This is a genomic window from Pauljensenia sp. C0170B4, from assembly GCF_056590235.1.
Window position 1 is genome coordinate 24,147 of sequence record NZ_JBWPVS010000010.1, and the last position, 18,055, is coordinate 42,201.

Annotated in this window: 16 protein-coding genes; 8 read left to right on the forward strand and 8 right to left on the reverse strand. The window is 59.7% G+C overall.

Translation table 11 applies throughout. The features are described 5' to 3' along the window. Nucleotides 1-6 precede the first annotated feature (6 nt). The 3 genes from AC1EJ1_RS10125 to xseA all read right to left on the reverse strand — a co-directional run bounded on the left by AC1EJ1_RS10125 (nt 7) and on the right by xseA (nt 2,890). Nucleotides 7-960 carry a PfkB family carbohydrate kinase gene (locus AC1EJ1_RS10125; RefSeq protein ID WP_480295812.1) on the reverse strand — a complete coding sequence of 318 codons (954 nt, stop codon included), beginning with the start codon at nt 958-960 and terminating at the stop codon, nt 7-9. A gap of 259 nt (nt 961-1,219) precedes the next feature. Next, the gene (locus tag AC1EJ1_RS10130; protein ID WP_058237076.1) at nt 1,220-1,504 is read right to left on the reverse strand and encodes an exodeoxyribonuclease VII small subunit; all 285 of its coding nucleotides are present in this window, start codon (nt 1,502-1,504) and stop codon (nt 1,220-1,222) included. A gap of 84 nt (nt 1,505-1,588) precedes the next feature. Beyond that, entirely contained in the window at nt 1,589-2,890 is a 1,302-nt protein-coding gene (gene xseA, locus AC1EJ1_RS10135; RefSeq protein WP_480295817.1) for an exodeoxyribonuclease VII large subunit, read from the reverse strand. A 179-nt stretch (nt 2,891-3,069) separates the two neighbouring features. Between xseA and AC1EJ1_RS10140 the strand changes: the two genes are divergently transcribed. The 3 genes from AC1EJ1_RS10140 to AC1EJ1_RS10150 all read left to right on the forward strand — a co-directional run bounded on the left by AC1EJ1_RS10140 (nt 3,070) and on the right by AC1EJ1_RS10150 (nt 6,983). Then, nucleotides 3,070-4,188, forward strand: coding sequence for a 4-hydroxy-3-methylbut-2-enyl diphosphate reductase (locus AC1EJ1_RS10140; RefSeq protein WP_083314372.1), 1,119 nt, complete (start codon nt 3,070-3,072; stop codon nt 4,186-4,188). Between the two features lie 177 nt (nt 4,189-4,365). Next, nucleotides 4,366-5,451: a redox-regulated ATPase YchF gene (gene ychF / locus AC1EJ1_RS10145; RefSeq protein ID WP_480289430.1), complete on the forward strand. Its 1,086-nt coding sequence runs from the start codon at nt 4,366-4,368 to the stop codon at nt 5,449-5,451. 20 nt (nt 5,452-5,471) lie between these two features. Then, complete coding sequence (locus tag AC1EJ1_RS10150) at nt 5,472-6,983, forward strand: recombinase family protein (RefSeq protein WP_070421670.1); 1,512 nt, start codon at nt 5,472-5,474, stop codon at nt 6,981-6,983. Nucleotides 6,984-7,523: 540 nt separating this feature from the next. On the opposite strand, the gene AC1EJ1_RS10155 is transcribed toward AC1EJ1_RS10150, so the two are convergent. Then, nucleotides 7,524-7,928, reverse strand: coding sequence for a MerR family transcriptional regulator (locus AC1EJ1_RS10155; protein ID WP_048733850.1), 405 nt, complete (start codon nt 7,926-7,928; stop codon nt 7,524-7,526). Between the two features lie 294 nt (nt 7,929-8,222). Between AC1EJ1_RS10155 and AC1EJ1_RS10160 the strand changes: the two genes are divergently transcribed. After that, nucleotides 8,223-9,656 (forward strand): SulP family inorganic anion transporter, encoded by a 1,434-nt coding sequence (locus tag AC1EJ1_RS10160; RefSeq protein ID WP_480295819.1) that lies wholly within the window; start codon nt 8,223-8,225, stop codon nt 9,654-9,656. Between the two features lie 169 nt (nt 9,657-9,825). On the opposite strand, the gene AC1EJ1_RS10165 is transcribed toward AC1EJ1_RS10160, so the two are convergent. Continuing rightward, complete coding sequence (locus AC1EJ1_RS10165) at nt 9,826-10,362, reverse strand: hypothetical protein (protein ID WP_218079069.1); 537 nt, start codon at nt 10,360-10,362, stop codon at nt 9,826-9,828. Between the two features lie 35 nt (nt 10,363-10,397). Here AC1EJ1_RS10165 and AC1EJ1_RS10170 point away from each other — a divergent pair, with 35 nt between their 5' ends. The 4 genes from AC1EJ1_RS10170 to AC1EJ1_RS10185 all read left to right on the forward strand — a co-directional run bounded on the left by AC1EJ1_RS10170 (nt 10,398) and on the right by AC1EJ1_RS10185 (nt 12,885). Beyond that, nucleotides 10,398-10,871, forward strand: coding sequence for a recombinase family protein (locus AC1EJ1_RS10170; RefSeq protein WP_080972893.1), 474 nt, complete (start codon nt 10,398-10,400; stop codon nt 10,869-10,871). A gap of 170 nt (nt 10,872-11,041) precedes the next feature. Then, nucleotides 11,042-12,064 (forward strand): DUF4192 domain-containing protein, encoded by a 1,023-nt coding sequence (locus tag AC1EJ1_RS10175; protein WP_480295814.1) that lies wholly within the window; start codon nt 11,042-11,044, stop codon nt 12,062-12,064. Between the two features lie 160 nt (nt 12,065-12,224). Then, nucleotides 12,225-12,368 (forward strand): hypothetical protein, encoded by a 144-nt coding sequence (locus AC1EJ1_RS10180; protein WP_016456431.1) that lies wholly within the window; start codon nt 12,225-12,227, stop codon nt 12,366-12,368. A gap of 91 nt (nt 12,369-12,459) precedes the next feature. Further along, nucleotides 12,460-12,885 carry a single-stranded DNA-binding protein gene (locus AC1EJ1_RS10185; protein WP_016456430.1) on the forward strand — a complete coding sequence of 142 codons (426 nt, stop codon included), beginning with the start codon at nt 12,460-12,462 and terminating at the stop codon, nt 12,883-12,885. A 568-nt stretch (nt 12,886-13,453) separates the two neighbouring features. Here the strand turns inward: AC1EJ1_RS10185 and AC1EJ1_RS10190 are convergent. The 3 genes from AC1EJ1_RS10190 to AC1EJ1_RS10200 all read right to left on the reverse strand — a co-directional run bounded on the left by AC1EJ1_RS10190 (nt 13,454) and on the right by AC1EJ1_RS10200 (nt 17,111). Continuing rightward, nucleotides 13,454-14,812 (reverse strand): coiled-coil domain-containing protein, encoded by a 1,359-nt coding sequence (locus tag AC1EJ1_RS10190; protein ID WP_070422031.1) that lies wholly within the window; start codon nt 14,810-14,812, stop codon nt 13,454-13,456. Between the two features lie 1,519 nt (nt 14,813-16,331). Then, a complete protein-coding gene (locus tag AC1EJ1_RS10195; protein WP_024058949.1) occupies nt 16,332-16,631 on the reverse strand; it encodes a hypothetical protein in 300 nt (99 codons plus the stop codon). Nucleotides 16,632-16,802: 171 nt separating this feature from the next. Beyond that, nucleotides 16,803-17,111: a helix-turn-helix domain-containing protein gene (locus tag AC1EJ1_RS10200; RefSeq protein ID WP_024058948.1), complete on the reverse strand. Its 309-nt coding sequence runs from the start codon at nt 17,109-17,111 to the stop codon at nt 16,803-16,805. Nucleotides 17,112-18,055 lie beyond the last annotated feature (944 nt).

Below are 18,055 nucleotides of genomic sequence, written 5' to 3' on the forward strand. Positions count from 1 at the left end.
GGCGAGCTAGTCGTTCAGCTCCGATTCGCTCAGCTCCGACAGCCACGGTGGGTTGGCGCCGGCACGCGAAACAGTGATATCTGAAATTCGTGAGGCTCGCGTCAAAATCTTCATTGCGGTCGCCTCGTCAAGGGTCCGCAACGCTTCGCGCGCGTCAGCCCCCACGAGGCCAAGACCCCACAGTGCGTCAATAATGCCGCCAGTGAACGAATCACCCGCGCCGACAGTATCAACCACTGGGATATCAGCAGGGGTGGCCGCGCACTGCATGCCACTCACTGAACGAGCCATGGCACCCTTGCTTCCGCGGGTGACGATGACAAGCGACGGGCCAAGTCCGAGCCAATCAGACACGACCTCGTCCAGTGGTGCATCATTCGTCAGCCATGCGATGTCTTCATCTGAGACCTTCACGATGTCAGCTGCACGCACGAAGTCGAGGATCGTGTCGATCGATTCTTCCGGTGAGCCCATAATGTCGGGGCGGATATTCGGGTCGTAGGTGACGATGGCCTGATCGTGTGCGCGGTGCAGCGCGTCAAGAATGGCGGGGCCACCTGGCTGAATAACAGCGGAAATCGACCCGGCATGCACGATTTGGGCATTGGGAGAAACAGGGATAGGCGTGCGCGGAGCCCACTCAATATCGAAGGTGTAGGTCGCGGCACCTCGCTCATTCAATGTGGCGGTCGCCGTCGTTGTGCGTGTTGCGCCGAAAGATTCCGGTGGAATATAGACGTGGGAGTCGCGGAAGTGTTCAGCTACTGTCCGCCCTCGTTCATCGCGGCCCAGCCACGTTTCCAGCACAATCGGACGACCCAGGCGACCCAGTGTCATCGCCGTGTTTGCGGGAGAGCCGCCGGGTGTCTCCACAACATCATCGGGGCGGTCGGGGCGGTGCAGAATATCCACGAGGGACTCGCCGATGGCGAGGATATGCGGGGCAGACAAGATATCCATTGAAACTTCCTGACTGGTGACGTACACGCTTCTGTGCGGGTGCGCCCGAACTGGTGGGGAAGAGCGCACGAGTGCGTTCTGTGCTTAGCCTATCGAATGTGGGTATGCAGCGGAAATTGGCAACGCCTGCAGACTCCATGGTCGAGGAGAACGGGGCGGAGTGCGGTCATGTGGCGCCAGGGGCGACGCGCGCCCGGGTGGTGCTAGGGACGGTGTGCGCTCGGGCGGTGCTAGAGGCGACGTGACCGCGAGTGGTCGCCTACCTGAAAGCGCCGTCTGCTTGTTCAGATGAGCCGCTCGCATCGTCGTGTGGCTGGTCTGAGGCGTCTGCCTGTTCAAGGCGGGATTGAGCCTGGTCCAGGATCGTGCGGCAGCGCGTGGCGAGAGCTTCACCTCGCTCCCACAGCTGAAGGGTTGCTTCGAGGGGAGCCTTGCCTGATTCAAGAACACCGACGATCTCAACGAGTTCATCGCGTGCCTGCTCGTATCCCATAGTGGAGGCATCCGGCCGGTTCTCCACAGGTGAGGTGCCATTCTGGCTCATAAACTTTTCCTTCCCAGTTTTCTTGTGCGTGCCGAGTGGTCGCGTGCACGCGACCACTCGGCACAATGAACAAAGCTTTGCGCATTAATTGGCGAGGGGATCATCTTCTGATGCGGAGGTATCCGAGGTAGCAGGAGTGAAGCCGAACACTTGAGCGACCAGTCGGCCCGACGCTAAGACGCCCTCAAGTAAATCGCCTTTCGCTATCTGATCAGTGGAGCGAATCAGATCTCCACCCGGCGTGCGCAACAGGGCATACCCGCGATCCAACGTTGCCTGAGGGGACAGCGCCCTCAACGTGCCGATCGCTCGAGCCAACCCCGTCTGCTCGCGGGACAGCATTCGCGACAGCGCCACTGACAGGCGGCCACGCAAACCGTCCACAACCTGCACGTGGCGCTCGACAATCGCCCTTGGCTCGACCATCACTGGACGCGACGTGACCAACGAGAGACGCTCGCGCTCCCTGCCTACCACGCGCGCAACCGCAGAACGCATGCGCGAGGCGGCCTGAGTCAGCCCAGCAGTCTCCTGCGCCAAATCTGGCACGACACGGCGGGCCGCATCCGTCGGCGTGGACGCACGAAAATCAGCAACCAGATCCAGCAGAGGAGCGTCGGCCTCGTGCCCAATGGCTGAAACAAGCGGTTTACGAATCGTTGCCGCAGTACGCACCATCGTCTCATCAGAAAACGGCAAAAGGTCCTCGACCGAGCCGCCACCACGGGCCACTACGATGACATCAACATGGTTCAGCCCGTCCAGCTCAGTCATCGCCGCGCACACCTCCCGCACCGCGTGCACGCCCTGAACAGCAACTTCACGGATCTCAAAGCCGATCGCAGGCCAGCGCGCGCTCGCGTTGACCACGACGTCATCTTTTGCCTTGGCGTTGCGGCCACACACCAAACCAATCACCTTCGGGGCGAACGGCAGCGGGACTTTGCGTTCGGGAGCAAACAGGCCCTCGGCCGAAAGCTTGCGGCGCAGCATCTCAATCTGCGCGAGCAAATCGCCCAGTCCCTGCAGATGGATCTCCTCAGCCCGCAGATTGAGCGTCCCGCGCTTCTCCCAAAACACAGGAGTCGCACGAATCACCACGCGCGCCCCTTCTTCAAAGCCCGGGCCGGTGCGGTCCAGTACCGAAGGGAACGCGGTCACAGTCATGGATGTATCCGCTTGCACATCACGCAACACGAAAAACGCCATACGAGTGCCAGGTCGCGGCTTGTATTCGACGATCTGGCCTTCAACCCACAGTGTCGACATCTTTTCGACATAGGTCTTGATGTTCTCAGTAAGCAGTCGCAGAGGCCACGGGTTCTCCCTCGTCGTCATCGCTGCCTTGGGGGCGAGCATGCGCGCACCGGGCTGGCCCGCGTTCATTGACGAGGGTGGCCGGCCGCTTCCGGGCTGGCGTCCATCTGGCATATGCGGAGGCTGTGAAAATGACACGATCCAAGGATGTCACATCACACGACGATGCGGACGGTGGAGCGCTGCCGTGACGTGGGATTCATTACGCTGAGGATGTCAATAGGTGTCATAGACGTTAGATTGGACGTATGAATCAGGACGCCGCTGCGCATCGCGCATCTCCCGTGTCGCTTCCGTCGCCCTCGTTCCCACGGCCGCCGCAAGATGATGGTGGGGCCGGATCAGGCCAGGGGCAGACGCCTGAAGGCGGGCGCGTGCTCGTCGCTGCGCCGCGTGGGTACTGTGCGGGCGTGGACAGAGCGGTCGACGTCGTGGAGAAAGCGCTCGAACTGTACGGGCCGCCTATCTACGTGCGCAAAGAGATCGTTCACAATAAATACGTGGTGGAAACTCTGTCTGAGCGCGGCGCGATTTTCGTGCAGGAAGTCGGCGAAGTTCCCGAGGGAGCTCGGGTCGTGTTTTCCGCGCACGGAGTGTCACCGCAGGTGGTGGCCGCAGCGCAGGAGCGTCACCTCGCCACTATCGATGCGACGTGCCCGCTCGTGACGAAAGTGCATCGCGAAGCGGTGCGTTTTGCGCGCGAAGACTATGACATTATCCTGGTGGGCCATCAGGGGCACGAGGAAGTCGAGGGGACGTTTGGTGAGGCTCCCGACCATATTCAGGTCGTTGGATCGCCTGACGAGGTTGACTCGGTGACGGTGCGTGACCCCTCGCGCGTGGTATGGATTTCGCAGACCACGCTCTCTGTTGACGAGACGCGGCAGACGGTTGACCGGCTGCGTGAACGATTCCCGGAGCTGACGGATCCTCCCAGTGACGATATTTGCTATGCGACGCAAAACCGGCAAGTTGCAGTGAAGTCGATTGCGCCTGACGTTGATGTCATGATCGTGGTGGGATCGGCGAATTCGTCGAATTCTGTGCGGCTGCTGGAAGTTGCGCTGGATGCCGGTGCCGGTTCAGCTCATCGTGTTGACCGAGCAAGTGAGCTGCGCGAAGAATGGTTTGAAGGTGCTCAGACGGTTGGTGTCACATCGGGTGCGTCCGTGCCGGAAGTGTTGGTGCGAGACGTCATCGCGTGGCTGAAAGAACGCGGCTTGACGCACGTTGAGCAAGTGCGCACCGAAACCGAGACGACAACGTTTGCATTGCCGCGTAATTTGCGTATGGAGCTCAAGAAGTCGGGGCTGATCGATGCGCGCCCGCACGCACCGCGGCAGTCAGGTGCGAACCACACGCATTGACGGTGACGCCCGGTGCAACGAAGGCGCGAGACGCTGCTGACTCACCACAAGATATCTGCGCGAATTTTCTGGTGTGTGCCGAGTGGTCGCTTGCACGCGACCACTCGGCACACACATGAATGAGGCGCAGGACACGGCTTTCCGCATACGCGCACAGGAATGCCTACAATAGGGCACGTGTCTTTGACTATTGGAATTGCGGGACTGCCCAACGTCGGCAAGTCGACCCTCTTTAACGCCCTGACGCGCGCATCAGCGCTCGCAGCGAACTACCCCTTCGCCACGATCGAACCAAACGTGGGAGTGGTACCGCTGCCTGATCCTCGTCTGGACGTTCTAGCAAAAATGTTCAACTCAGAAAAGATCATTCACGCCACCGTCTCATTCGTTGATATTGCGGGCATCGTGCGTGGCGCCTCTGAAGGCGAAGGCCTGGGCAACCAGTTTCTTGCCAACATTCGCGAGGCAGACGCAATCTGCCAGGTCACACGCGCATTCGACGACCCCGACGTTGTCCACGTCGAAGGCAAAGTTGATCCGGCCAGTGACATTGAGACCATCTCAACAGAACTGATCCTTGCTGATATTCAGACCCTTGAAAAGCAAATCCCTCGCCTCGACAAAGAGGTCAAGGGTAAGAAAACAGATCCAGCAGTTCTGGCGACGGCGAAAGCCGCCCTCGAACTTCTTGAACAAGGCACCGTACTATCCGGGCCCGAGGGAGCAGCGCTCGACCAGGATGCCCTTAAATCGTTCCAGCTGATGACGGCGAAACCGTTCATCTATGTCTTCAATATGGATTCCGAGGGGATGGCAGATCGCGCCAAGCAGGATGAACTGCGCGCCCTCGTCGCACCCGCTGACGCCATTTTCCTGGACGCCCAATTCGAGTCCGAACTCATTGAACTTGACGAGGATGACGCCCGCGAAATGCTCGAAGAGTCAGGGCAAGCAGAATCTGGCTTGGATCAGCTGGCGCGCGTGGGATTTAGCACCCTCGGACTGCAAACATTCCTCACCGCTGGTGACAAGGAATCACGGGCATGGACGATTCACCAGGGAGATACCGCCCCCGAAGCTGCCGGCGTCATCCACACCGACTTCCAGAAAGGTTTCATTAAAGCCGAGGTCGTTAGCTACGACGAGCTGGTTGAACTGGGCTCGATGGCGGAGGCGCGCGCTCACGGGCGGGTGCGTATGGAAGGCAAAGACTACGTCATGCAGGACGGTGACGTGGTGGAGTTTCGTTTCAATGTAACCTGAGGCGCGCTAGTGTTAGCGGCATGACAACACGTGCTGCTATTTACCTCCGTATCTCGCTCGATGCTGCCATGGACGGCCTCGCCATCGACCGGCAGCGCCAGGACTGCGAAGCCCTTGCCGAGCAACGCGGCTGGGACGTCGTGCATACCTACGTCGATCAGTCGATCTCCGCGTCGAAGAAGGACGTGGACCGCCCCGACTACGACGCGATGGTGGCGTCCTTTGAGCGCGGCGAGATCGACGCGATCATTTGCTGGGACCTCGACCGCCTCACACGGCAGCCCTGGCAGCTCGAAGAGTGGATCGACAGGGCAGAGGAGCAGGGGCTGAAACTCGTCACTGCGAACGGTGATGCTGACCTTGCCACCGACGGCGGCAGAATGTACGCGCGCATCAAAGCAGCCGTGGCACGCGGCGAGATCGAGCGAAAGAGCATGCGCCAGTCTCGTGCGCAACAGCAACGCGCCGAGCAGGGCCGCTGGTACTCCGGCGGTGTGCGCCCTATCGGCTACACCTCCACCGGCGAGATCATTCCATCCGAAGCCGCCGCCGTGCTCGGTATGTTCCGCGCTGTCGAGAGGGGCAACTCCATGCGCGACATTGCGCGCGCCTTATCTGGGGTCGATCAACCGGGCTTGCCGGATATCCCGACCACGCCGCGCCATATGTACACCGTGGTCACAGAGCGCAACGCTCGACGCCGCGCTGAAGGCCAGGAAGAAAAGCCGGTTCCCGACGCGCAGCCGTGGGCCTACACGTCGTTGCACTCGATCCTGCGCAACCCCGTGTATGCGGGTTACTCCACTTATAAGAAGGCCAAGCGCAAAGGCGTGAAGAACAAATACCGCCGTGTCACGCATATCGTCCGCGACCCCGATACCGGCGAGCCGGTGAAAGGGCAGTGGGAGCCGATCGTCACACCAGATCTGTGGTGGCGCGTGCAGAACGTGCTCGACGATCCCGACCGGCTGACCAACAAGGAGCGCCGGAACACTCGCCGCCATCTCGGCTCGGGTCTGTATGTCTGCGACGAGTGTGGCAACCCCGTGCGCACACATGCCGACCGCTACCGCTGCGCCGCCTGTGGATTAGTGCGCACACATAGCGTCGATGATTTTGTGCTCGCCGTGATCCGCGCCCGCCTTGGCCGTGACGACCTGGCGGACCTGCTGCCGACTGTGGACGACGACGAGGTCAACGCCATCGACGACGAACTCGCTGAGCTTCGCGCAAAGCTCGCCCGCGTCCAGGCTGACTACGATGAGGAGCTTATCGAGGCCCGTGACCTCAAGCGCGCGCGAAACCGTTATGAGCCGCAGATCGAGAAACTCGAAACGCGCCGTGCCCGTCTTGCTGGCGCATCGGCGCTGCTCGACACAACCGGCTACGCCTCGCCCGTGGATGCCTTCGACAACGCAGAGCTTGCCGTGCAGCGCCGAGTCATCAATACCCTGTGCCAGGTGCGCCTGCGCCGTGGCGTGCGCGGCACCAAGACCTTTAACCCTGAATCGGTGCAGATCGTGTGGAACTAGGTTGCAGTGTGTGACACGTCAACAATCGCGCGCATGCGCTGCGGCGCGCAAAGCTCTTACGAAGGAACGCCACGGGAGCCGGCAGTTCGGGGGAGATCTGCCTTCGTGTATCGGGGGCGACACTGCTCAACCGTGGCGTTCGCAGGAAGTATGACACGGCTCTTGTTACCCCAGAGGTCGTAGGTTCGAATCCTGCCCCCGCTACCAACTTCCAAGCCCCTACCAGGAGAAACACTGGTAGGGGCTTTAGTTATTTCTCTTAAGGCGCACGTCCTGGGACTCAAATCGGGACTTTAGCGATGGCATTTTGTCACTTAAGCCGGTTTGGAAGTGATGGGGTTAAGTGACAATTTTCGATTTTGTGACCTTGGATGACTGTGTCGTTTTGAGGAGTCGTCTGCACGGATTTCAGAAGTCCTCTGTACTATCGCCATCCACTCCGGAGAGGCCGCGGGCGTTCGTCCACTTCATCTGGAACGCGATTCGACAGAGCGCATTCAATACGATGGTCTTTTTCTCCCTGCGAAGGATGGGGGCAGTTTAGGGTACCAGGGTGTTGACCAGATCGAGGAATTCCTCAGCGTAGGCAATTTGCTTGCGTAGCTTTTCGTAGCGGGTGCGCGTCTCCTCACGAATGTCGGCAAGGGTGGCCTTGGCATTACTCCGTGCCTGCTGTGCGGTATCACTGTCCTGCCCGCCATCTGAACTATGAAGAATCTCCGCAGCTTCCAGGAATTCCCGCATCTGATCCAGAGTAAACCCCAGCGGTTTCATCCGTCGCACCAGCAAAACACGACGTACATCAGCCTCACTATAAAGCCTGAACCCACCAGGGCTACGCCCCGATGGGGTAATCAGGCCGACGTTGTCATAATAACGCAAGGTGGGAATCGACAACCCCGTCTGGTCAACGACCTCGCCGATCTTGAAATTACTGTTTTGCATTGCCTGTTCTCCTTCACGGTGATGTTGCCCACGGGTTCCTGTGCCTGGGTTGGCGGTTGAGTAAAACTCCCGCTACCATGACCACCATCACCAAACCTAAAGTTACTAGAGGGTTGGATTCCTTTCGGGCGTTCGCCCAGTTACCTATCCCCTCAAAGATTGGACATCTATGACTGAAACTAGCACGGCGGCCCCCGCCCCCTCCTGAGTCCAGACGGCGCTGATGCCCCTACCGGGATCATCGCATCCTTCCGTTACGCATTTTCTTCCCCCGCCCGTATCCGTATAGAGATTCTGGCCGGACTGGCGGTATCCCTGGCGCTGATCCCTGAGGCCATTGCCTTTTCCATCCTTGCCGGTGTTGACCCAGCCATGGGTCTGTTTTCCTCGGTAGTCATGGCCATTGCGATCGCCTTTACCGGTGGCCGCCCGGCAATGATCACCGGCGCCACCGGGGCTATTGCCCTAGTCATTGCTCCTGTGGCGCGTGGTTACGGGATGGATTATTTCATCGCCACCGTCCTGTTGGGCGGTGTCCTACAAATCGTGCTCGGCGCCCTCGGTGTGGCGAAACTTCAGCGTTTTATCCCCCGATCGGTGATGCTGGGTTTCGTCAATGCACTGGGCATTATGATTTTCACCGCCCAACTCGAACACCTCATTGATGTGCCTTGGATAGTCTACCCACTCGTCGGCTTGGGTGTGGTGATCATGATTTTCTTCCCCAAGCTCACCAGTGTGATCCCCGCCCCGCTGGTCACGATTATCGTGCTCACCGGTTTGGTCATTGCCGCCGGTTTGACTGTCCCGACGGTCTCGGACATGGGCAAGATGCCGGAGACCTTACCGTCCCTGTTTATTCCGAACGTGCCGTGGACGTTGGAGACCCTGCAGATCATCGCGCCTTATGCCCTGGCCATGGCCGTGGTCGGTCTCATGGAATCGTTGATGACCGCCAAGCTCGTCGATGACATCACCGACACTCATTCCGATAAAACTCGTGAATCCTGGGGACAGGGGGTGGCTAATATTGCCTCCGGTTTCTTCGGCGGCATGGGTGGCTGCGCGATGATCGGTCAAACCATGATCAACGTCCGCGAATCCGGGGCACGTACCCGCCTATCCACCCTGTTAGCCGGTGTGTTCCTGCTGGTCCTGGTCCTGGCACTGGGCGACATCGTTGGCATGATCCCGATGGCTGCCCTGGTGGCAATCATGATCATGGTCTCGGTCGGCACCATCGACTGGCACTCGGTGCATCCACGCACCCTTAAACTCATGCCGGTCTCTGAGACCATTGTTATGGCCGTGACGATTATTGCCACCCTAGCCACCAGCAACCTGGCCATTGGTGTGGTGTTGGGTGTGGTCACCGCGATGATCATGTTCGCCCGTCGGATGGCACATATCGCTTCCATTGAAAAGGTCTCCGAGATCGACGGCGACGGCGATGGAGAGATTGATACTCGTACCTACCGGGTGCATGGCCAGTTGTTTTGGGCATCAAGCAATGACCTGGTTTATCGCTTTGATTACACCGATTCTGCCCGTCATATCACTATTGATCTCACTGAGGCGGAGATCTGGGATGCCTCCACGGTCGCGACCTTTGACGCGATTACGCAGAAGTTCCAGGACAGAGGCAAAACCGTGTCCATTATCGGGCTCGACGGTCCCAGTCAGGACCGGCTGAACCGCCTGTCTGGCCGGCTTGGCACCGGCCACTAACATCCCCCGACTCGAGCACATCGACTTGGCGCCCCAACTTATAACCGGGGCGCCAGTTTATTGGTGCTGTTGCAAAGTTGGGGCATAGGAAGAGCATAAAAGAAGCGTAGCGGTTAACCGCTACGCTGTGTTGTGGGGATTTTTACTTTTTACGGTGCACGTGTTCTAGTTAGTGGTTCGTTTCTTTCCTCGGGTGATTGCGACGGTATTCCTCGACTAAGTGAGCAATACCCGGCGCAGCCTGGGACAACATCCAGGTCATAAGCGCTATAAGAACCCCTATGACGATAAGTGTTAACGCCAACCAGCCCAGTGTTGGGCCGATGCCGTTGGCCTCCTGGACGTGACCCCACAAGGCAGACACGCCGTCGGGTATGCCGAGCATACTTAGCAGCCCGTTCCCCAAGGCTCCGACAGCAACGAGTGCGATAGCAACGAAGAGAACACTGGCTGCAATCCACGAGGCAGACATGCAGGCCTTAATAAAGTTCGTGTTCGACTTTTCCATATCGTCGTTATACTGCTTGCGTTCTGCGCGTATCTCCTCCAGCAGCTTTTCGTTGGACTCCTTCTCCTGGAGCAGAGCGCTGCGAGCCTTCTTAGAGGCTTCTGCTGCCTCGTGCAGGCTCTTAGGCTCTTTCGACATTGCCTCAGATACAGCTACTTCTACCAGCGGTTCCAGGCTAGAAGTCAGGCTCGAAGTCATCTGAGCGTTCAGGCTCTGGCTGCGACCCGGACCACATCTACTCAGACACCATCTCCGGCACCAACTGGCAACGGCCTGGTCTTGATGACGCGCTGGCGTACATGCGCCCCGACGACACGCTCGTTGTCACGCGCTTGGACAGGCTCGGCCGCAGCCTCGCGGACACCGTGAACACCATCGCTGACCTCGCCGAGCGTGACATCAACGTCAAGGTGTTGGAGCCAGCGCTGGACACGTCGAAGCCCACCGACAAGGTGGTTATCAACGTCATGGCAAGTCTTGCCGAGTGGGAGCGTGACCTGCTTGTCCAGCGCACCCGTGAGGGCGTGGCGCACGCCCGCGCACAGGGCAGGGTCGCCGGCCCCAAGCCGAAGCTCAGCGCTGAGCAGGCGCAGATGGCCAAGGAGCTTATCGACGGCGGCAAGTCCGTCAGCGCTGTAGCGCGCACCTTTAACGTCTCGCGGCCGACGATCTATCGCGCTCTCAAGCGCATCGAAGCCGACGCTTAAGCACAGGCTGCGTCGCTAGCGCTCGCACCCGGCGAGAAGGCATCAGGCTGCGCTAGCGACGCTCGGCACACATGAGTGCTGCACTGCTGGGATACGCCTGCGACCGGCAGAGCCGGGCCGAATACGGGATTGACCACATACACCCCGTATTCGTGCAAAGGAGCACTGCCATGTCCACCCATTCTCACACGCTTGCATCCCACGGCGAGATCCTCGCGAACCTCCCCGGCATCCTCGGGTTCTACCCGAACAACTCGCTGATCCTCGCGTTCTTCGTCGACGACGAGGGCGTCGACACCGTCCGCCTCGGCCCGGTCGCACGGTTCGACCTGGACGAAGCAGTGGAGAAGCTCACCGAGAGCCGCGAGCGGTTCGCAGCGTGGGTCCACCACCTCGAACTCGACGCTGTTATCGCGTACATGATCAGCGATGACATTGCGCAGCCGGTCTTCGACGAGACGGCCACGTACCTCACCAGCGGGGCCTCGCCGCTACCGCCGCTGCTCGGGGTGGTGCAGGTGCCCGAGATCGTCACTGGGGCTGCTTGGTGGTCTGTGTACCAGCATCCGCTCATCGACGAGCCGCGCCACGGTGTTGTCGGCGAGGTCGCCGCATCAGCGGCGCTGCAGCAGATGCTAGAGCACACCGGCGAGCTGCCGGAGCCGAGCAAAGACGACATCGAGGCACGGTTGAACAGCACTGACCACGGCATCGACGCTGCCGAGCACGCCGACATCATCGAAGACGCGCTGGCGTATATCCCGCCCATGTTCGCAGACGTGCTGCAGCGTGAGTATGAGCAGGCGGCGGCAGGGATCACCCAGCCGAGCGCTCGCGCTGTTCGGTCTGCGCTGAAATGCTTCACCACGCCGCGCTTGCGGGACACGCTGCTTGCCGCACTGCTCGATGACCCGCAGGCGGGCCTTGCGTTCATAGAGAAGGTTATGCGCGCTGTCCCGACCAGCTGGCCAGGCATGCGCTCGCAGCTCACCGCCACTGTTGCCGTGCTCGCTCACGCCACAGGCCAGACGGGGCTAGCTGGCGTGGCTGCGCAGCGAGCCACCGAGATCGGGCCAGACGAGAACTTCCCGTCGCTGGTGGCGAAGCTGACCGATATCGGCCAGGGCGAGCGGATGGTCGAGCTTGTCCGCGAGGGCGCTGAGAAGACCCGCACGATCTTGTTTGCCGAGTAGCACCACACACCCCGTTGTAGCAATGCAACGGGGTTTCTTTTTCTCGCGGGGCCTTGGCTTGCGACGACAGACACCGCAACGAGGCAGGGGAGTGACCTTTAGACAGCAGAGCTGTCTCCAACAGACGGATTGACCATCAATCCGAACAAGGAGGCACGTGATGCGCGACATCACCCACACCGACCTGGAACTGCTCTACCAGCTCGCCGACGGCATCGACGGCGAGGACGCCGATCCGGGCGCAGCACAAGAACTGCGCGACCTAGAGGCGGCAGGCACACCGCTGCCCTGGGCAGTGTTGTAACGACAGCGCAACCGCCCCGCAGCAGCAAAGCAGCTGCTTAAGTACCCAAATTGCACGGCAAATCACACCCACTCACGTAAGGAGAACCAACATGTCCAACCCCTTCAACAACGGCACCATCGTCGGCAACGCAGCTCGCGCACCCAAGCTGTTCGAGCACGCAAACGGCGGCGCGACGGTGAAGCTCAGCGTCTATGCGCGCAACACCTTCAAGAACAAGTCCACCGGCAAGGTGGAAAGCGAGATCGTGGAGCTGACCGGCTACGTCCAGGACGCCGCGAACCCCGGTGTGTTCGGCTGCATCGGCTCCGGCGATCGCGTTGCGGTGAGCTACTCGCTCAAGACCGACGTCTACACCGACAAGGACGGTGTGAAGCAGTACCCGCTGGTGGCGCGCATCGACACGGTGCAGCTGATCGATTCCAAGAAGGAGTCCGCTGCTCGCGCTGCCCGTCGCGGAGGCGAGGCGGCGACCGCCGCCCTGGCTGGCGCTGAGGGCGAAGAAGTACCGTTCTAACTACGAAACCCCGCAGGGAAACCTGCGGGGTTATTTTTTCAACCATTTCACACGCCAATTTGCTGCGAATCACTTGTGCAGTTTTACGGTGCAGTGGTGCGGTGCTTTTACTGGCGTTTCTGCTGCGCAACTCACTGCACTATGTAGTGTCTGTGACATTTCATTAACACGTAGGTTGCACTGTGTATTGGGCACCCATTTCATCGACACGTTTACTGCGCAATCAAATGCCCTGTCACTTTAATGACATGTGAATTGGGCAGTGAAGTGGTTTGTCATCCTATTGACACCTTTACTGCGCAACAGGATGACAACGACATTCTGCAGGTCTGTGTGCTGGCATGTTTGCTGTGCAGCACATGCGCCGTCGTACACACCGACGCGCTGCGCAATATCTCCGCCACTTAACCGGCCAATTCGCTGCGCAACGTAGTGACACTTGGCCCCGCTTAGCCGAGATTTCTTCGATTTTCGCCGAATCTCAGCGGTTTCATACCGCAGATGACCGACGACGCCGACGGCGCCCTGTACGGCCCGCAGACGGGCGTGCAGAGCGCATGGTGAGCTGCTAAAGCTCCATACCGCCGTCACGATCACGCTGCTGTTGCTGCTGGCGGCGCTTCTCGATACGCTCGCGCGCACGTTGCTGCGCCCCGCCCTTCTTGCCTGAGGTCTGCGACTGCTTGAACAGCGTGTAGCGCTCAAGCAGCTCCGGGCTGCGATGCAGTTCTTGCACCAGGAACTTCTTGTCCAGATGCTCCAACTGCTGTCCTGACTTCACCGCTTCTTCGATGATGATGGCTGCTTCATCTTCGGCGTCCGTGTGCGCGTTGCGGCGGATCTGATCAGCCTCATCGCGGGCATCCGTGCGCGTTACTGCAGCGTCGCGCGTGGCCTCGTCGCGGATGCTTGTGGCCTCATCTCGTGCTTCGCTGCGGATCGTCTCAGCGTCGCGCTCAGCCTGCTTACGGGCCTCGTCGGCTTGGCGTGTGATCGACTCCGCTTCGCTGCGGGCTGCGGCTGTAATCTCGCCCGCCTTGGCCTGTGCAGTCTCTTCGGCTCGTTCGAGCAGCTCGTCTGCTTGCGCTTCGGCAAGGCCCATGGTCTGCTCGGCTTCTTGCTTGGCCTTCTCGCGCGCGTCACTGCGGATCTGCTCGGCTTCTTGCTCTGCCTTCTCACGTGCCTCGTTGAGCACACGCTCGGCAACAGCGCGAGCCTGTTCTTCGGCGTGCTGCAACACACCTTGCGCTTTTTCGTTGGCAGCTTTTGCCTGTTCAAGTTCTTTTGCTGTTTGCTCGCGGTCACGATCAATTGCGTCCATATCGCGCTGCACGGATCGCTTCTTGACTTCCACATCATCCTCGCGCTTGGCGAGGTCGCGCTCCCGGTCTTGTTGTTCTGCGTAGCGTCCGAGGTTCAACGACTCGTCATGCCGCTCGGAGACTTCCAGTTCCACCGGATAGCCCAGCGAGTGCATGTGTTCGCGCAGGCCCCGTTGCGCGTCGATGAACTTCTGGTTACCCGAGATCTGCTTGCCCTTCTTCGGGCCGGATGTGTACCGCACTGAGGTGTCAGTGTTGTACGCGATGCCGGGGCGGCAACGGAGCTTGTCGGGATCTTCGGGCTTCGGTGAGAACGTATCCGCCTGGAACTGGATGTGTGGCGTTGATTCGTCGAAGTTCATATCACCGCCAGCGACTGCGTCGATACCGCCGGGAATGAAGTTCTCGGCGAGCCAACGCATTGACTCTTCGGGGTACATCATTGCTTCTTCGTAGTCGCGGGCTGCATAGCGCGGACGTTTCACTTCGCGCCCGTCCACCTCACTGGTGTAGTAGTCGGGGATCTCCTTGCACATCGACTTCGGCAGATACACGACGAACAGCGACGTCTCGAAACTGTTCTTCTGCACGCGCACTCCGTCCATCCGAGGCGTCTACGGCCGCCACAGGGCCGTACAGCCGCTGCCACAAAGATGAACCAATCGAGTCGCGGCGCTACACATTTGCATCAACAGCTGCCGCTGGATCTGCTGCGAGCGGGCGCTCGCGAAACACACGTCGCTGGCGGTGTCTGTTACATGCGCTTGCGCGCATATGGCCGCCGTGAACGTGATACGTCTGCACCGATAGTGTGTCTGTTGCACGGGCCGATATGGAGTGTGTTACTCAGCCCGTGTCGTTGACCCCCGCAGCAGCATCAACACCGCCTTGTGGCGGATAGCTCGCTGCGGGATGTTCACCACCCTGCAATGACCGCCTGACGGCGGTGCCAGAGTGCAGGGTGTGGCTGTGCGCACCACGTTAACGATGTCGGTCTTGCCGTTCGGTTAGACACCTTGCGCTCGCAGGCTCGCTGCAGGTGTCTCGATGACGCGGGAAGACGCCGCAAGCGGCGTTTCCACCCGTCATCGGCCCTTACTTTAAGACCGACATACAACGGACGTAGCCGCATGTGGTGCGCACAGCGTGGCGACCTGCAGGTTTTGCGTAGGCACCATGTGCGCTTCGCGCATCAACGGGCCGTTTCGGGTAAGGGTCGAAGACCGCATTAAGACCCGAAACACGCAGGTCGCAGCCCCCTTCTGTGTCAAAACCCCTATATGTTTGTCGTTATAGGGGTAGAAGGGGGAAAAGGGCATAAGGGGGTGCGACGCCTCCGCTGCGCTCCGGCGCTCGGCATAGCCGAGGCACTGCACCGGGTATTACTGCTCGCTGGCGCTCGCATAACCCGGTGCCCGGCGCTGGCGCGCCGCCCCCTACAGCCCCAGTCTCAGACCTCGCTCGCTCGGTCTGGCTGGTGCTGTCTTGCCCTCCGCTTGCGCTCCGGTCAAGATGCCCAATAGTGCAGCTGGCGCTGCACCTTGTGTGATGACCCATGCTCTGCATCACGACACTGCCGGCAATCCGATATATCCCGTTGATATACATTCGGATATGCCAGCATCGATGTGTCGTGTTTGGGTCATCACGAAACGCTCCATCACGGCAAGCCTGCCGAGATGGATATTGGCGTATCTCACGACGCGGCATTATGCGGCATGCGCCGCATACCATCTGCCGTCGCGGTTGCATCTTCAGCAGCACAGCTGCTGAAATCTGCTCTGTCCACGCTGCTGTCTTTGCTGCACCCACGGCCCCGTCTTCGGCATATTTCAAGTCCACACAAGACTATGCCGGCCAGAACCGCGCATAACAGCAGCGCGACATACCGCCAGCCATGTGGCGGATGATCCAGGCGACGGGGCAGACGTGTATATGCCCCGTCGCCGATACCGGCGCAAGCATCGTGACAGTGTCACGTGTAGCGGTGCCGCAGCCACCCGCACACACGCGAAAACCCCGCCCTTGCGAGCGGGGTGTGTGGCGACATCAAACGTGACGGCTGTACGTCGTCACGCCGCGTGGCCGTACACACATGAGGTGATTGCGTGTACGGCTAAAGGGTTAGTCGGGTACAACTTCTAGATGCCGCTTCGGCTTACTGCCCTCGGTGCTCTCAGGCGTGTCGCCGTCACCGTTCTCAGGTGTATCGCTGTCCCCTTCGGTGCTGGCGGACTTGTCACCGTCCCCTTCGGTGCTGGCGGACTTGTCACCGTCGAGATTCACCTCGAACTCTTCGGCATACTTGCGCAACTGCGCAAGGCGCTCCTTTGTCGCTTTGTGTGCACGGCGCGCCTCGTTCACGGTATCTTTTGCTTGCTGCTCATCGCGCAGCGCTGCTGCGTAATCGTCTCTGAAAGACATGGTTTGTTCTCCTTGGTTGAATGAACTGTTTATTTGGACTCGGGGCACGACGGTGGAGCGCGCGTGTGTAGTAGCACGGCCATCACCCATCAGCCCTCGCACTCAGTTCAAGACCCAGCCTGACTAGCTGAGCTAAGCGGCGGGATCTCGTCGTAGGCGGGTTTGTCCGCATTAGTGCTTCACACCGCCCAGCACCGTGACGAGCTGCTGGCGCTGCTCATCTGTCAGTTGGGGCGCTGCATTCACGACGGCATCGACGAAGCCGTCGAATAGCTGCGGGGCAGGGCGGCGTGCGGCCGCGAGGTAGGCGTCGAGATCGTCTTGGCGAATCCGATAGGCGGTGCCGAAACGGTGGAATGAAAGACGGCCCTCTTTAATAGCTTTTCGCAACGTGGACTCGGAGCCGACGCCGAGATCGGCGAGTTCCTGCAGCGTGTAAAAGCGTGGCGCGACGGCGGTAGTCGTGTCCTTTTCGGACATAGAAAAACGCTCCTGGGCAGATTGATCTGTCCCGGAGCGGGGTGCTTTACCGGCTTGCTATTCAGGCGGCTTGGAGTGCCGTGCTCAACTCGCTAGAACGGTGGTCTGCCGTCCCATCGCTTTACGGGAGCGCTTACTCCCTACCTGACCGCTTTTGTGGTTGGCAATGCCGTTGCCGACCGGTCTATCTCGTCGGAGGAACCGCGCCTATCACGGTCGAGAGGCTGTCTCTTTATGAATTATCCTCGGGGTTATCCCCCGTATGCGGCTGGCTAAACCAAAAACGAATTAAAACGCCACATACGGTCTGGGGGCCATCGTACGGAACTTATGCGTCGCGCACAATAGCCTGCGACCTAATCTTTACGAATCGAACCGAGCACGTTTCTACACGCCACGTGGCACGGCTGGGGTGTTGTGGTGGGGCAGCTGTTGTGTGGCGGCATGGTGACACGCAAGGGGCGCGCCTTTTTGTGACCTGTGACACGTCTATAGTGTGCTCGTTTCGTAGTTTTGACCTCGTTTCGTAATTTGCCGATCAAAATACGAAAAAATTACGAAACGCTCTACCTGCGGTTTCGTAGAACTACGAAAATCGGAAAACCAAATTACGAAACACGCGATAACGCTGTGACCTGCACAGACACGTCACATTTCGGGGATGTTTCGTAATTTTGCGGCATTTCGACCCAAACCTTTTAAGGGAGAGACACAGACACACATTACGGGCACATGTCTACGACATAGACCGTCCTCATTGAGGGCACGCTGCAGGGGTTGTAGCTATGTGACACGGCCGGGATGCTGCGTCACGGTGACACGCAAGGGGCGCGCCTTTTTATGACCTGTGACACGTCTGTAGCGCGCTCGTTTCGTAGTTTTGACCTCGTTTCGTAATTTGCCGATCAAAATACGAAAAAATTACGAAACGCTCTACCTGCGGT

Excerpts from the sequence above, each read along its gene's own strand:
- AC1EJ1_RS10130 (WP_058237076.1), bottom strand. The coding sequence starts at position 1,504 with ATGAGCCAGAATGGCACCTCACCTGTGGAGAACCGGCCGGATGCCTCC.
- xseA (WP_480295817.1), bottom strand. The coding sequence starts at position 2,890 with ATGAACGCGGGCCAGCCCGGTGCGCGCATGCTCGCCCCCAAGGCAGCG.
- AC1EJ1_RS10190 (WP_070422031.1), bottom strand. The coding sequence starts at position 14,812 with ATGGACGGAGTGCGCGTGCAGAAGAACAGTTTCGAGACGTCGCTGTTC.
- AC1EJ1_RS10165 (WP_218079069.1), bottom strand. The coding sequence starts at position 10,362 with ATGACTTCGAGCCTGACTTCTAGCCTGGAACCGCTGGTAGAAGTAGCT.
- AC1EJ1_RS10175 (WP_480295814.1), top strand. The coding sequence starts at position 11,042 with ATGTCCACCCATTCTCACACGCTTGCATCCCACGGCGAGATCCTCGCG.
- AC1EJ1_RS10200 (WP_024058948.1), bottom strand. The coding sequence starts at position 17,111 with ATGTCCGAAAAGGACACGACTACCGCCGTCGCGCCACGCTTTTACACG.
- AC1EJ1_RS10140 (WP_083314372.1), top strand. The coding sequence starts at position 3,070 with ATGAATCAGGACGCCGCTGCGCATCGCGCATCTCCCGTGTCGCTTCCG.
- AC1EJ1_RS10155 (WP_048733850.1), bottom strand. The coding sequence starts at position 7,928 with ATGCAAAACAGTAATTTCAAGATCGGCGAGGTCGTTGACCAGACGGGG.
- AC1EJ1_RS10185 (WP_016456430.1), top strand. The coding sequence starts at position 12,460 with ATGTCCAACCCCTTCAACAACGGCACCATCGTCGGCAACGCAGCTCGC.
- AC1EJ1_RS10180 (WP_016456431.1), top strand. The coding sequence starts at position 12,225 with ATGCGCGACATCACCCACACCGACCTGGAACTGCTCTACCAGCTCGCC.
- AC1EJ1_RS10195 (WP_024058949.1), bottom strand. The coding sequence starts at position 16,631 with ATGTCTTTCAGAGACGATTACGCAGCAGCGCTGCGCGATGAGCAGCAA.
- AC1EJ1_RS10150 (WP_070421670.1), top strand. The coding sequence starts at position 5,472 with ATGACAACACGTGCTGCTATTTACCTCCGTATCTCGCTCGATGCTGCC.
- AC1EJ1_RS10125 (WP_480295812.1), bottom strand. The coding sequence starts at position 960 with ATGGATATCTTGTCTGCCCCGCATATCCTCGCCATCGGCGAGTCCCTC.